This is a genomic window from Mycoplasma testudinis ATCC 43263, assembly GCF_000687795.1.
GTDB lineage: Bacteria > Bacillota_I > Bacilli_A > Mycoplasmatales > Mycoplasmoidaceae > Mycoplasmoides > Mycoplasmoides testudinis.
Genome location: NZ_JHXT01000017.1, coordinates 1 through 15,111, shown reverse-complemented (window position 1 = coordinate 15,111; position 15,111 = coordinate 1). Strand labels below are relative to the sequence as shown.

The 15,111-nt window shown below is 31.9% G+C and carries 12 protein-coding genes and 1 pseudogene; 7 read left to right on the top strand and 6 right to left on the bottom strand.

Translation table 4 applies throughout. The features are described 5' to 3' along the window. Positions 1 to 141: 141 nt before the first annotated feature. The 7 genes and pseudogenes from T384_RS0104470 (at position 142) to T384_RS0104440 (ending at position 9,188) form a co-directional block, all read left to right on the top strand. Positions 142 to 1,644 (top strand): ABC transporter ATP-binding protein, encoded by a 1,503-nt coding sequence (locus tag T384_RS0104470; RefSeq protein ID WP_027120006.1) that lies wholly within the window; start codon positions 142 to 144, stop codon positions 1,642 to 1,644. Then, positions 1,644 to 2,618, top strand: a complete 975-nt coding sequence (locus T384_RS06585; RefSeq protein ID WP_052663553.1) for an ABC transporter permease — start codon at positions 1,644 to 1,646, stop codon at positions 2,616 to 2,618. The genes T384_RS0104470 and T384_RS06585 overlap by 1 nt, the downstream gene beginning before the upstream one ends. Further along, positions 2,618 to 3,451 (top strand): annotated as a pseudogene (locus tag T384_RS06580) (ABC transporter permease); the annotation flags it as partial. The gene T384_RS06585 and the pseudogene T384_RS06580, both read left to right, overlap by 1 nt. Positions 3,452 to 3,581: 130 nt before the next feature. Then, a complete protein-coding gene (locus T384_RS07035) occupies positions 3,582 to 5,402 on the top strand; it encodes a type 2 periplasmic-binding domain-containing protein (RefSeq protein WP_027120005.1) in 1,821 nt (606 codons plus the stop codon). Between the two features lie 9 nt (positions 5,403 to 5,411). Then, positions 5,412 to 6,401 (top strand): tRNA (adenosine(37)-N6)-threonylcarbamoyltransferase complex transferase subunit TsaD, encoded by a 990-nt coding sequence (tsaD, locus tag T384_RS0104450; protein WP_027120004.1) that lies wholly within the window; start codon positions 5,412 to 5,414, stop codon positions 6,399 to 6,401. 2 nt (positions 6,402 to 6,403) lie between these two features. Further along, the gene (metK, locus tag T384_RS0104445) at positions 6,404 to 7,573 is read left to right on the top strand and encodes a methionine adenosyltransferase (RefSeq protein ID WP_036499230.1); all 1,170 of its coding nucleotides are present in this window, start codon (positions 6,404 to 6,406) and stop codon (positions 7,571 to 7,573) included. A gap of 1 nt (position 7,574) precedes the next feature. After that, positions 7,575 to 9,188 (top strand): amidohydrolase, encoded by a 1,614-nt coding sequence (locus tag T384_RS0104440; RefSeq protein WP_027120002.1) that lies wholly within the window; start codon positions 7,575 to 7,577, stop codon positions 9,186 to 9,188. A 97-nt stretch (positions 9,189 to 9,285) separates the two neighbouring features. Here T384_RS0104440 and T384_RS07475 read toward each other — a convergent pair whose 3' ends face one another. The 6 genes from T384_RS07475 to T384_RS06565 form a co-directional block, all read right to left on the bottom strand. Next, positions 9,286 to 9,921 carry a DUF4143 domain-containing protein gene (locus T384_RS07475; protein WP_408631980.1) on the bottom strand — a complete coding sequence of 212 codons (636 nt, stop codon included), beginning with the start codon at positions 9,919 to 9,921 and terminating at the stop codon, positions 9,286 to 9,288. A gap of 79 nt (positions 9,922 to 10,000) precedes the next feature. Next, the gene (locus T384_RS07470) at positions 10,001 to 10,390 is read right to left on the bottom strand and encodes an AAA family ATPase (RefSeq protein WP_211247134.1); all 390 of its coding nucleotides are present in this window, start codon (positions 10,388 to 10,390) and stop codon (positions 10,001 to 10,003) included. A gap of 273 nt (positions 10,391 to 10,663) precedes the next feature. Further along, the gene (locus T384_RS0104430) at positions 10,664 to 12,553 is read right to left on the bottom strand and encodes an MATE family efflux transporter (RefSeq protein ID WP_027120001.1); all 1,890 of its coding nucleotides are present in this window, start codon (positions 12,551 to 12,553) and stop codon (positions 10,664 to 10,666) included. Next, entirely contained in the window at positions 12,546 to 13,292 is a 747-nt protein-coding gene (locus T384_RS0104425) for a type III pantothenate kinase (RefSeq protein ID WP_027120000.1), read from the bottom strand. The genes T384_RS0104430 and T384_RS0104425 overlap by 8 nt, the downstream gene beginning before the upstream one ends. Continuing rightward, positions 13,286 to 14,386, bottom strand: a complete 1,101-nt coding sequence (locus T384_RS0104420; RefSeq protein WP_027119999.1) for a flavoprotein — start codon at positions 14,384 to 14,386, stop codon at positions 13,286 to 13,288. Before T384_RS0104420 ends, T384_RS0104425 begins: the two co-directional genes overlap by 7 nt. Positions 14,387 to 14,552: 166 nt before the next feature. Continuing rightward, the gene (locus T384_RS06565; RefSeq protein WP_036499227.1) at positions 14,553 to 14,741 is read right to left on the bottom strand and encodes a DUF4177 domain-containing protein; all 189 of its coding nucleotides are present in this window, start codon (positions 14,739 to 14,741) and stop codon (positions 14,553 to 14,555) included. Positions 14,742 to 15,111 lie beyond the last annotated feature (370 nt).

Below are 15,111 nucleotides of genomic sequence, written 5' to 3'. Positions count from 1 at the left end.
GAGATACCTTTAAAAAAAATCGTTTAAAAAAAATTTCTTTTTTTATTAAAAATATTTTGCTTTTTTTCTATAATTATCTTCATTTCAAAATTGGAAGGTGATAATTTATTTAATTATTTTTTAAAGGCGAGGGTTCTTAAATTGGAAGAAAAAAGCTTTATTGAACTAAAAAGTGTTAATAAAACTTTTGAGGATGGTTTCGTAGCTGTTCGTAACTTCAACCTGAATATACAAAAAGGTGAATTCGTAACACTATTAGGTCCATCTGGATGTGGCAAAACAACCACACTAAATATGATTGCAGGTTTTGAACAACCTACTTATGGTCAAATTCGAATTGGGGGTATCGATGTTAAAGATATGCCCGTTCACAAACGTCCCAGCGCAACAGTATTTCAAAACTATGCGCTCTTCCCCAATATGACAGTGTATAAAAACATTTGTTATGGATTAAAGGTTATGCGAACTCCGCTTGAAGAAATATCTCCAGCCAAATACGCAGAAGCTGAAAAAGTTTTCCAAGATGCAACTAAATTCGCATCGGGAAAAAAGAAAGACTTTGAAAAAAAACGCAAAGCAATAGAAACTAAAATAGTTAAAGTTGATCAAAAGTATTTATCCAACCCTTGATTCGAAGAAAACAAGGAAATGCGATTACTTCAATTTAACGATGCAATAATTGAACTGCGTGACAAAATTGCTGAACTTGATGACGAGGTTAAGATTTCTAATATTGAAAAAGAAATCCTTGACTTGCGTAATAACTACAAAAAGAAAAAAACACTTGATACGCAATATGATAAGTTGATTAAAGAGTATAACAACGTTGATTATTGAATGTCATACTGGGATACTTATCCTACTATGAAAAAAGAAAACTTTGAAAAACATTCTTTAACCCGAAAATTAACAAAAAAAGAAATTGATGAACGGGCAACCAAGATGATTGAAACGGTTGGTCTTGTCGGAAAAGAAGACAAGTATCCTTCTGAATTATCTGGCGGAATGCAACAACGTGTCGCCCTAGCAAGAGCTTTAGTTATTGAACCAGATATTTTATTGTTGGATGAACCATTATCAGCATTAGATGCAAAGGTTCGAAAAAATTTACAAAATGAATTGAAACGTTTGCATAAAGAATTTAAATTGACTTTTTTGTTGGTTACTCACGACCAAGAAGAAGCTTTAGTTTTATCTGACAAAATAGTAGTAATGTCTGAGGGTGATATAGAGCAAGTTGGTACACCAAGTGATGTGTATGATTCACCTTCAAATGTTTGAGTGGCAAAGTTTATTGGAGCTGCGAATATCTTCGATGGAACCTATTTAGGTGATTATAAAATCAAACTCAGCAGTGGTGACATCATTGATACTGATGAAGGCGAAGAAGAAGGATTTAAACCCAATGAAACTGTTAAGGTTTTAATTCGCCCTGAAGACTTTGATGTTGTTGAACAAGGCAAAGGCTTTTTTGATGCAACAGTAACTAACACTATTTATAAGGGTTTGCTTTGAGAAGTTCAAGGTGAATTAAATGATGGAACACAGATTGCTGTTGATAATATCGATAGTGTTACTTTAAATCAAAAGGTCGGTCTAAAATTTGACCCTATTGATGTTCATATGATGAAGGTTGAACAGTAATGTGAGGAAATCTAAAATCCAAATTCAGCAACACTTTTAAAGCAAAAAAGAAAATTTGGTTAATCTTGCCTTTTGTTGGGTTCATGATTATGTTGTTTATTGTTCCATTAATTATTATTTTAGTTTACTCTTTACAACCCGTAACTATTTCTAATTTAGATGGTTCAAAAATCAAGGGAACAGTCGCAGATAATTTTAATGCGATTGATGCTTTTGTTGGAGAAAAAATTTGAAAATCGTTTTGAATTGCGGTTGTCTCTACAGCGTTATGTTTAATTATCGCTTTCCCGTTTTGCTACTATTTGGCTTTTGGGAAAAGCAAAGTTTTTAAAGCAACTGTTATTTTGTTTGCGACAGCACCGATCTGAAGTAGTTTTTTAATTAAATTAATCGGATTGAAGTCCATTCTTGATTTACTAGTAGGCGGACCCAATACGACTTTTGGTGACGGGTTTACAATTATTGGAATGGTATATATTTATATTCCATTCATGATTTTGCCTTTATATACTGTTTTAAGCAATATGCCTAAAACTTATATGACTGCAAGCCAAGATTTGGGGCGAAATGCTTTCACTTCATTTTTCTTAATTGTTGTGCCTTACTGTAAAGGTGCAATTATTTCGGGATTGACTTTAGTTTTATTACCTAGTTTTACAACCGTAGCAATTCCGGAATTTTTGAATAACCGTAATGATTCAGCATTGATTGGTGATTTCATTTTTAGTCTTGGTAGTAATGGTTTACAAAGTAATTTGGCAATTGCACAAGCTAGTGCAGTTAGTTTGGTGTTGGCGTTAATTATTTTAGGCGTTTATGTTTTGTGAGTTGGTGTGCCAAAAATGTGGCGGATGAGTAAAGCCAAAATATCTACTGGGTCTTTTTTTGGAAAGAAAAAAAATACAAATGTTGCACCAAGTTTAGTTACTTCTAGTGCCACATTTGCAGATACCAACTTAGGAGATAACCAATAATGATTGACTGGCAAAAAGTGCGTTATTTGTTACGCCAAAGTTATATCTTTTTGATTCTGATCTTGATTTACTTACCTTTATTTATTGTTGTTATGGTTAGTTTTAACGGTTCAACAATTAAAGAAAATATTAATCTTGATTTTGGCTTGGGAACTGGAACTGGTGCAAGTGCATATTCTTATTTAGCAACTGATGATGGCTTTCTCAATGGAATCATTAATTCGGTAATTATTGGCGTGGTGAGTACACCGATTTCGATTATCATTGCTGTGATGACTTCTTTTGCAATTTGAAACAATAAACAAATTTATCGCAAATTAGCATTAGGAGCTTCAAGTTCTTCTATTACCACTCCAGATATTATTTCAGGGCTTAGTTTAATTGTTTTATTTGCAACTACCTGATTAAGTTTTGGTAATTCATTGGGATTGTTTACTGTTATTGTTTCACACATTTCTTTTTGTACTCCTTATGCTTTAGTAACCATCTATCCACGGATGCAAAAAATGAACCCTAAATTAATTCAAGCTAGCGAAGATTTAGGAGTCTCTAAAGTAGCTACTTTCTTTAAGATTACAGTCCCTTATTTAATGCCTGGAATTCTAGCTGGTGCATTGATCGCTTTTTCTATGAGTTTTGATGATTTTGTTGTTACTAATTTAGTTCGTGGGTCAACACAAACAATAGCGACACAACTTTATTCAATGCGTCGAGGCGTTAAGGCTTGGGCCGTTGCTTTTGGAACAATTATTATTCTTCTAACTGTATTGATTACAATTATTTTTGCACTACGTAAATGATATATTGAACGGGAAAAACACCATGATTCAATTGTTAAGCGTCGTTCAAAGATGACCAAATTAAAATTATCAAACAAACAAATTATTAAAACTATTCGAACAGAAGTAAATAAACAAAAAGTTCTTCAAACAAAAACTTCTGAAATTATAGGAGCAGTTAATAATGGCTAAAAAAATTCGAAACAAAAAATATATTGGCGGTTTTGGTCTTTTAGGAATCGGTTTTATTGTTACATCTGCTTTATCTTCTTGTGTTCCAGGAACTGGTGGAGGCGGAAATTTTGTGTTTGGCAATTATGAATCTTACATGTCTTCTGATTTACAATCTAGAATTCAAGATACTTATGGAAATGTTCAATTTGATTTTTATAGTTCAAACGAAAACATGATTAGTAATTTTAAAAATGCAACTTATACAATTGGAATTCCTTCAACATATGCGATTATCGAACTTGCAAAAGCTGGAGATTTAGTAAAACTTGATTGATCTAAATTTAATTTGAAAGATCCTGACACCCATGAACCAATTAAAACGGCAGATGAAGCTCTTAGTTTGTTTTCGGTTCCCATACAACAAATTCTAACTGATAGTGCTCATAATGATGGAATTCCAAATCTTTTAGAATACAGTGTGCCTTATTTCTTCCAAAATTATATTTTTGCTTACCGTGGGGCACCAATTCCTGAATTTACAAAAACGCCCGATAATCCAAATTTTCAGCAACCAACTTTTAGTGAGATTTTAAACCTTATTGGTACTAAATATAAAGACCGTTTTGATAATGGCCGTTTAGGCGTTGTTGAAGATGAAAGAACGCTATTTACAACGGCTAGTATAGTCCGTGGCGAAGACCGTCTGGCTTCTGGTCTTTCGGATACAGATGATCCAATTTTGAATAACTTGAAGCCTTCAATAGCAGATTATGAAGATGTTTACAATAGTTGAAAATTTAATACGAATAATCCTAAAGATTTAAACCAACAACGGATAAATCCACCAAATTTTGGAAACAAACCAACTCCATTAGTGATGAATTCAGATAGTAATGCAATTTTAAATGCATTAGCAAGACCAATTGGGTCTGCTGGTTCATTGGGTGGTGCTTTCATGTTTAACGGAGATGCTATCTTTGCAGGTCTTGGTGGCGATGCTTTGAACGATAAGCTAAAAGATGAAATTAATGGTGATAATTTTCACATTGTAACACCAGTGAATTCATCGTATGCTTTAGATAGTATGGTTATTAATAAATTATCTACAGACAGAAATTCGCAATTTTTAGATGAAGCTTATAACATTATTCGTAATGTTGGTTTAGAGGGAGCAGATATCATTAATAATTATTATTTTACAGATGATGGTTCTCAAGCACCACAAAACGAACAACCAATAAAAGTTGGGGAAGGCGATGAAGCTAAACAAGAAATAAATGGACGCGAGGTTGAAGATGGGGTTACTCATTTTCAAAGAAAGCTTTTGCCTGACAGCGACTTTTCAATTGATGATAAAGGGATTGTATCAGGTGGAGCTGCAGATCCAGATTTTGCTAAATCTTCGGTCTTCCAATACGGACCAATGATGAATTTTGATTTTGTATTTTATACATCTCCATTAAGAATTATTAGTCATGTTCCTGGAACACCAACAAAACTAGAAAAAGGGACCTTTATTCCAGATTCAAATTCAGTTAGTGATTCTGTTAGCGTTGTTTTCCCAGGGGATGAAAGTGCATCAAACCAAGCGGATGTTACTGATGCAAATTTTGATAGTGCTTATATTGCTTCTTCGATCGCTACTTACTCTTCACAAGAAATAAAAGATCTTGCTTTAGCAAATGAACTACAAAACGCGTATAATATTTCTATTCCACAAAAATATTTAAATAATAATGCTCCGGCGTTATCGTTAGAACAGCCCACAAACGATTTCCAAAAACAAGCATTAATAAATGCTTTTTACCGATTTAAAGAAAGTTTAAGATAAAAGTAGATTATGAGAGAACCTGTAATTTTAGGGATTGAAACAACTTGTGATGATAGTGGTATTGGTGTTTTTAAAAATGGCAAAATTATTGCTAACACTATTATTTCTTCAACTAGTTATCACCAACAATTTGGCGGAGTTGTTCCTGAAATTGCAGCTCGTGAGCATGAAAAAAACTTAACTCGAGCTTTAAATGAAGCTATGAATGCATCTCATACTAAATTTGATGAGCTGACTCATATTGCATATGCAAGTGAACCTGGGTTACCAGGTTCACTTCACGTTGGGAAAATATTTGCTAAAACCCTTGGATTAAGTTTACACTTACCAATGCTACCTGTAAACCATTTATATGGCCATTTATATAGTGGTGGTATTAATCAGCAACCAATTATATATCCGGCAATGGGTATAGTTGTTTCTGGTGGGCATACAGCGATTTATTTAATCAAAAATGCTTTAGATATCCAGTTACTAGATCAAACGACAGATGATGCAATTGGCGAAGTGTATGATAAAGTAGGTCGGAGTATGAATTTAAATTATCCGGCTGGACCAGCAATTGATAAATTATTTGATCCGCTTCACTCACAAACTATTCAGTTTATTAAGAAAGATACCGATCATAGTTCTTTTAGTTATTCCGGGTTTAAAACAGCAGTTTTAAATTATTTGCATAATTTGAACCAAAGAAACGAATCTATTGATCTTGTTAAAGTAGCATCTTCATTTCAATATTGAATTATGGAAGATTTATTAAAACGTGTAAAATTTTATTTGAACCAGCACGAAATAAAAATGATTGCTTTAGGTGGTGGAGTGAGTGCTAATTCGTACTTACGGAACCGTTTAAAAGATTTGCACCCAGTCATTGCCTTGCCGTCTATGGAATTTACTAATGATAATGGTGCAATGCATGCATATTATGCTAGTATTTTGCTACAGGAATCAAAAACATTAAATATTCCATTACCATTTCAAATTTTTAAGGAGATCTAAAAATGTCAAAAGCGTATGCCATCCACCATTACCGTAAAGGTTTTTATACAAGCGAATCAGTTAGTAAAGGACACCCCGATAAAATATGTGACCAAATTGCAGATGCAATTTTGGATAAATGTTTATTTCATTACACAAAAAGTCGGGTTGCTTGTGAAGTCTTAGCAAGTAATCGTTTAATTATTATTGGTGGAGAAATTTCTACCGCAAGTTATGTGGACGTGGTACAGACGGCTTGAGATATAATTTCTCCTTTAGGTTATAACGAAAATGACTTTACCATTATTTCTAATATCCACGAACAATCAATTGACATTGCTAATTTAGTTAACCATAACGATGGTTCATTAGGCGCAGGAGATCAAGGAATTACCATTGGTTATGCGGTTGCAGAAACTCAATCTTTAATGCCACTTGGAACGCAATTAGCGCACCAATTGTTAGCTTTTTGTGAGCATCAAAAACAAAAGGGTTTATTGCCTGAAATTAAATCAGATATGAAAAGTCAAGTAACTTTAAATTATCAAGGTAATCAAGTTAAAATTCATCAAATTTTAATGTCTGTACAACACGATGTAACGTGTAGTTTAGAAACGCTGAAAAATAAAATAATGGACGTTGTGATTGTTCCATTACTAACACAATTAAAAGTTATCAATAACAAATCAGATATTGACTTTGAAATTTTAATAAATCCAGCTGGCCGTTTTGTTATTGGCGGGCCAATTGGCGATACTGGTTTAACTGGCCGCAAATTGATGGTTGATACGTATGGAAATTATGCTCATCACGGCGGAGGAGCTTTTAGTGGAAAAGATCCAACAAAGGTTGATCGCACTGGTGCATATTATGCTAGATGGATAGCCAAGCATATTGTTGCTAATAATTGAGCAAGTGAATGTGAAGTATCGTTAAGTTGGGCAATAGGACTTGAAAAACCGCAGAAGATGAATATCAATTGTTTTAACACAAATCGAATTCCGCTAGAAAAAATTACTCGTGCTGTTAGTAAGGTTTTTGATTTTGATTTATTATCAATTATTGAAGAATTACATTTAACTCAAACTTTGTTTTTACCTTTTGCTACATACGGCCATTTTGGCCGCGAGCAACTAATTGCTCCGTGAGAAAATCTTAAATACCTAAGACAATTAAAAGAAACCCTTGAGTAAAATGAAAACTGCATATATTAACGGGAATGTTTATTTAGGGAACAACCGCTTTGCCCAAGCTTTTATCGTTGAAAATGATAAATTTATAAAAACCGGATTAACTAGCGAGATTCAAAAAATTTCAGTAGATAAAACCATTGATTTAAAAAAACAAACTGTAATCCCTGGTTTAAATGATTCTCATATTCATTTTAGAATGCTTGCTTTAAATTCTCAGAATCTTGATTTGACTAAAATTTTCAGTTTAAAAGATTTAATTTCACAATGTCGAGTTTGAATTAAAAATCACAAAATAACACCTAAAAAGAATTTATGAGCTGAAGGTTTTGATGAAACTGCATTTAGTGATTGTAAGTTGTATCCAACCCGCAAAGAACTTGATAAAATTTCTGAATTTGTTCCAATTTATTTGTCGCGAATCGATCGGCACATGATAGTTTGCAACACTGCTGCTTTAAAGAAAATGAAAGTTTTTATAAAAAATTTTCAAAGCCAACGAGGCGGAATTTTAGAATTAGGCGCTGACGGGCTCCCTAATGGCATTTTAAAAGAAGGAGCATGCGGTTATGCCCGTGATGAATACCTTCCTCCAACTTTAAATGAACAATTAAAAATCTATCAAAAGACTATGAAAATGTTAAATTCGTATGGACTTACTTCAGTTCATTGCTGCGATTTAACAGATGAAAAAATTATGGAATACTGGAAAGTTTACGAGTTGGCTGATAAGAAAAATTTAATTACCTTAAAGTTTTATCATCAGACTTGAATGTCATGTCCTGAAAAAGTGGATTTATTTTTTGACGTTTACGATCAATTAAAAAATTCTACCCAGTCTGAATATAATAAGATCGGTCACCTAAAAATTTTTGCCGACGGATCAATAGGTGCTGGTACAGCAGCTTTGAACCAACCTTATTCAGATCAAAAAAACAATCATGGTTTTTTGGTATACACAAACGATAAATTAGACAAAGTTGTCAAACAAGCTACTCAGCGAAAAATACCAATTGTTTGTCATGCTTTGGGTGATCAAGCGATTGCCCAGATTCTAAAAATTTATGAAAAATATGATAAATCCAAAAAAAATCCATTAAGGCATGGAATCATTCATTGTTTAATGACTGATGATTCTTTAATTAAGAAAATTAAAAATTTGAATATTGTAGTTTATGGGCAACCTTGTTTATACGATAACAGTATGCTTTTTTTAAAGAAACGAATTGGTGCAAAACGTTTTCATGATGTGCTTACCTTTAAACGTTTCTTAGATAGCAATATTCATTTAGGGTTCGGAACAGATGCACCAGTGTCTGATTTTAATCCATGACCAAATTTATATTTTGCGATATCTCGCATTGATTTACCAGCTCAACCAAAATCTGGTACTGTTTTGCATGAAAAAATTAGTTTGAATCAAGCAATTGATGCTTATACTCAAGGTAGTGCTTACGCATCGTACGAAGAGAATGTTAAAGGAAAAATTGAAATGGGTTTCAAGGCTGATTTTGTAGTTTTGAATCAGAACATATTTGCACTCAAAAAACTTTCGGATTTGAAAAATACTAAGGCCATCAAAACCTATTTAAATGGAAAGTTAGTTTACAAGTATTAATTATTGTTATTATCTGAAACTTAATAGGAAATTTATTCATATCTAGACTTTAAAACATTTGATTAGTTTTTAAATTAGAATTAATTTTTGAGAGAGGTTATTGGGCCACTATCAAGATGTTGTCTTTTCTTTTATAAGCAAAATTTCCAACTCCTGTTAAAACCATTTTAAAAGATGGTTTTTTCATATTGTTTGAATCTATAATTTCAGATAATTTGTTTAAAACTTTTGCACCTTCTTCTATCGATTTATCTCCTCCCAATTTTATTTCCACAAGCGCGTAAGAACCGTTTTCTAAATGTATAATTGCGTCACATTCTAGCCCATATTTATCTCGATAATGAAATACCTGGCCACCAAGTTTTTGGCTGTATATACGTAAATCTCTAATGCATAAATTTTCAAATAAGAAACCCATGGTTTTAAGGTCATTGATTAAATCATTTGGCGAAAAGCCCAATGCTGCGGTAGCGATTGATGGGTCTATAAAGTAGTTAGTGTTTGACGTTCTTGTCGCAGTTTTTGATCTTAAATTAGGATTTCATGCATTAGCTTCTTCAATTACAAAAATTTGTTGTAAGTTCCTTAAGTAAGCATAGATGCTATTTGAAGAAAGAATATATTCATTCTTTGTTTGCAAATCTTTTATAATCGTTGAAGCTTTACTAGGACATCCTATTAATCGAGAATATGAACGATGCAATGTTTTCATCATTTCTGTATCTCTGGATATTCCAAAAATTTTTTTATGTCACTAGTTACAAGACTTAGGTAATAGTCCTTAGCCTGTTGAAGAGCTATTTTTTTTAGTTTTATTTACTGATAAAGGCCATCCACCACGGCATATAAAAAAAAGCGATATCGTGGATTGTGTAATCGTCTGATTTAATATCCTTTTGACGATTGTTAAACAATTTTTTTAAAGAAACTGCTCCGCTAGAATTTTCAGATTCATACAAACTTAAAGGGCGCATCAAAATTCTTGTAAAACGGCCAGTACCCGAATGAATTATTTGAGTTTTGTCGATTATTGAAGATGAACCGGTTAAAATAAACTGGTTAAAAGAATGCCGATGGTCAACTTCGAAGCGAATTGCATCTCACAATTTTGGAGCCAATTGTCATTGGTCTATAAGGCGTGGAGTTTTTCCTTCCAAAAGAATCTTAATGTTAGTGTCCGCTAATCTTAGATTTTGGTTCATTATTTGGGGGTCATCCATATACAAAACGCTTTTAGCAGCTTGTTCAGCCGTGGTGGTTTTCCCACACCATTTTGCTCCCTCAATTAATACCGCGCCCTTGTAATTAAGACTTCTTGTAGCAATTTATCAGCTATTCTAGGTAAATATTTATTCATAATAATTTCTCTAAGTTTAATTTGAAATATACTTTATTTTCAAAAAATAAAATTTTTAAATGTGAAGTTTGGCTCTATTTTGATGTGAAGTTTGGCTCTATTTGGATGTGAAGTTTGGCTATATTTTTGAAGTTTCTTTGATTGCTTTATTTTTTATGAATAGAGCGTTTATTTTTTTCGTAAATACATTAATCGTGTTAATGGCGCTTTCTGTAGCCATTTGGGGATCCGTGTATTTTTCTTTTCTTCCCATATATTTAGCCATGTATATTTCTGCGATTGCAAAAATTATTAAAGAAGATATTACGATATTTATGAATCCAGAATAAAACATCACTTCCCAAGAAGATGTAGCAACACTAATGGCAGCCATTATGTATAAAACTGGGAAAAAGGTAATGAGTCCCTGCATTAGGGATAATAAAATGTTTAGCCACATTTTTCCTGTTGCCTGAAAAATTGCGAGCCCGCCGATAGCTAATGCAATAAATGGTAATTGCAGCATTAACGCTGGAAATCAAACTTTTAATATTGTTAACCGGTTGGAATTGTTTTCAGCACCCAAAAAAAACAAAAATTGATTATCATGAGTTTGAATGTATGTTGGTATATAAATAATAATATTTACTAAAAGGGCATACAAAAAGCTGACTAAAATTCCTGTATAAAAAGCTTGCTTTAAACGCTGATAATTCTTCGTTGCATAATTATATGCCAATACTGGACGCATTCCATCAATAATTCCATAAATTGCAAAAAAGACTAGATTGTAAATTGGAACCGGAGAAATTGCGCCTGCGTCAGTTAAAATGTTAGCAAAGCCAATCATGCTGACTGTTGCATTTCTTACTGGGGCATAGATGATGTTGGCAACAGCTAAAGAAAGATCACGTAAAAAAGTTCCTAGCCCAAGAACAAATGAGATAAATATTATTCTTGGGGTGATGTTAAATTTTAGTAGTTGTTTAAAGCCTAAATTAGTTTCGTTTTTGGTAGATAAGAAATAAATATAAACAAATAGTGCGCTAAGATTTATCAAATAACCAATCAGTGTAGATAGCCCGCCTCCCGCCATTCCTATTTTAGCTACTCCAATAAAAACGTAATCCAGAATGATATTAATGATGTTAGCGCTGATTCCAAACAATGTTATCCACAGGTTTTTTCCTTCGGCACGTAAAAAAAATACATATAAATTCAAAATCGAAACTAAAACAATACTACTTGATAAAAACCATAAATAGTTTTGTGACAAATTAAAAACAATCTCATTACGTGACAAATTCATTGTAATTAATAAACTTTGAATATAGGGTTTAGCGTTAGCTCCCATTTGATTTTGTAATTGAATAATTAGAGTGTTTTGGTCATCTGTTAAGGTTTTTGAATTATTTGGATTTAATAGGTTGTTCGTTGAATCAATACCTGTTTGAATTCCATTAGGTAAAATCGTATTTATTATCGGGCCTTGAACTCCCAACATAATTGCTGTTAATACAACTGAACTTATAAAAGTTCCATAAAAAGATGTTCTTATTAATTCTTCGCGATTCATTTGCTTGTTGGCTAGATAACGACTATAAAAAACCGAAGATCCTGTACTTATAAATAATCCTAATGAGTAAATGATTAAGTTAACTATTCCAATGGTTTGGACAGCAGAATAAATAAATACTTGATTTAGTTTTTGTTGGTTTAATTCGTTAGATCCAAAAAATAAAATTTTGGCATTAATTAAGTCTTTATTAGTAAAAAAAGATTGAGAGAAGTTTGAAATAGTTGAAGAAAATTTGGTTGTAATTGGAGCAAAATAATTATGTCCGTCAATTGGAACTAATTGTTGTAACATGATTTGATCAGCAAATACATAAATCCCAAATAATAATGATAATAAAAGTGCTGGTAAAATAACTTGTAGCCCAAGTATATGAATAGGAGCTTTTCCAAAAAAATCTGCTGCTTTTCTTTCGTTAAAACTAGCCAGGACCTGATTTTTTGGACTAGCCATTTTTTAAAACCATTTTATTAAAAAAGATCTCCAATCCTTGTAAGACAAGATTTTCGATATATTCAGCGTTTTCAATGTCCTTTATTAAAGACGCATCTCCGCCTGTTACTAATAACTTCGCGTTAGGGCTCATAGCTTTCGCTAACCCACAAGCAAGGTGTTTAAAACCATTAATAAAGCCTATAGATAATGCTTCTTGTGTATTTGTGGCAGAAGTTGATTTAACTTTTTTTAACGGTGTATTTGATAATTTTGCAGCTTTAGATACTAAATTTAAATATGAACTATAAACCCCAGGAGCGATTGCTGTTCCAATAATTTTTTTATCTTTCATATGAGTTAGCACAGTAGCTGTTCCAAAACTTACTACAACTGCTTCTTTGTGATAATTGGATGCATAAATAGCACAAGCTAAAATATCAGCTCCGATTGTGTGTTTATTTATATTGTCCAAGCGAATAGGCAAATCTGAATCTCCATTCAAAAAAATCATTTTCACTTTTAAATATTGACTATTTAATTCTTTCATTACAATATCCATGTATGGAACAACTGAAGATATAATTAGATAATCAAATTTTAAAGTTTCAAGATTGTTTTTCAAAAAAACGTAAACTGTTGAAGAAGTTTCGTATTCAGAAGTTCTTAGTTTACAAATATGTCATGTTTTTTGTATCTGGTCGTAGATTCCGAATTTAGTAAAAGTATTTCCGATATCAATGTATAAATTCTTTATCATGACAAAACCTCTTCTACTATTAATTCTGCTACTTCTGATTTAGATTTGTTAATAACCTCTTTTTTGCCTGCTTTGTTAATTAACGCGCCTGTGATTTTATTAAAACCCATTGCTCCTATTTCGTTATACAAAATTGCTTTTATTTGTTCATTATGTTGAAGTTTTATGTAGGCTTTATTAATATCGTTATCATATTTGAAAGCAAACACTTTTAATTTTTGGTTAAGTTTTGTTGCTTGATCGATTACATCAATATTTTTAAATAGATGCAACTCTCATTCTTTAGAATCTGAATATTTTCCGTCATGTTGGACAGCATTGAAATTAGCAATTGCACCTGACGCTATGTAGATATCGTATTTGCTAATTTTTTCTGAGAGCATTTCGTTTGTCATTAATGAAACGTTAATTAAATCAGATTGATATCCTTGTTTTGATAATTCTTTATTAATTGCTTTTGCAAAGATTCCTGTTGCGCCAGATGTAATATATCGAATTTGATCTAATCAAATTTTTGAAGCACCATAACTGATGACTATTCTTTTATCTTTTTTTATATTTAAAAGATTATTAGCAATCTCAAAAATTTCGTCAACCTCACTCATTCTACCAATTCCTTCATACCCTTCGTATAGCATTCCAAAATTTGGGCCAATAAAAAAATGATTTGACATATTTTTAAGGTTTTCGACAATGTTCCTAGCGTTTAAACTTTTTCACATAACGTCGTTCATTGCGGGTGCAAATAAAATAGGCCCGTCATAAGCATACAAAAATGCCAAATTTATTTCATCACATATTCCTGAATTATACTTTGCAAGAAAATTGGTAGTAGCTGGGGCAACTATTACTAGATCTGTTTCTTTGGCTAGTTTGATATGATCGCTAGGAAAATCTTTATTTTCTTTATTTAAGGATATTTTTTCATTAAGATAAGTGATATTAAAATAATTTTCAAGTTCGACCACATTTTTATTTACGTTTTGTGAAACAAGAACTTTTACTTGGTGATTTTGTTCTTCCAGTTTTTTTATCAATTTATTAGTTTTTATTATTGCAACGCTAGAGCATGCATAAACGATTATATTTGCCATATATTCTCCGATACATTTATCGTTTAACACCATTGTGTTCATAAAAATGACAAGAGAATTATAAATGGATTTTTTACAAATAAAAGCGACTTCTTAAAATAAAAAAATTTAAAAAATTATTTTATTTGTCAAAAAGCCGTTTCATAGAAATGTTTTGACTATGGTGTTAATTTATTTTGCGTTCAAAAATGATTGCTAAGTCTGTAATAGGTGCCCCTGCTAAAAAAGATTTTCCACCAGAAAATATTGTTGTTGCTGTGACTACTCTCCAACCATCTTTTGCTAGCTCATTAATTCTTTCGTCAGGGTTAGTCTTTTCTTTGCCACTAAATATTTCAGTATGATAATCGTACATAATAACTGCCTTTAAATCTTATTTAAACTAAATTTTTGGATTAATTTAGTTTTTCTTTGAATTATATATTCTTTATATCTTTTCTTAAATTAGTTAAGAATTTTAGGAAGTAATGATTTAAGTGTGTTAATGTCTAGATTTCTTTGAAACCATTGACATCGTGTTATTAAAAGTATACTAAAAAACGGAAACGCTTTCGCAATTTTCCGTTTTTATCATTATTTAAACGCGCAAATCTTTGACTCTTGGTCAAGATTGAACAATAAATTAAGTGTTTGTATTTATTCTGGTTGCAAATCTATATCAAATAGAATTTCGAGTTGCTGAATTATACTTTGCCAATTACGAACTTTCATTTGCCTATCGTCGC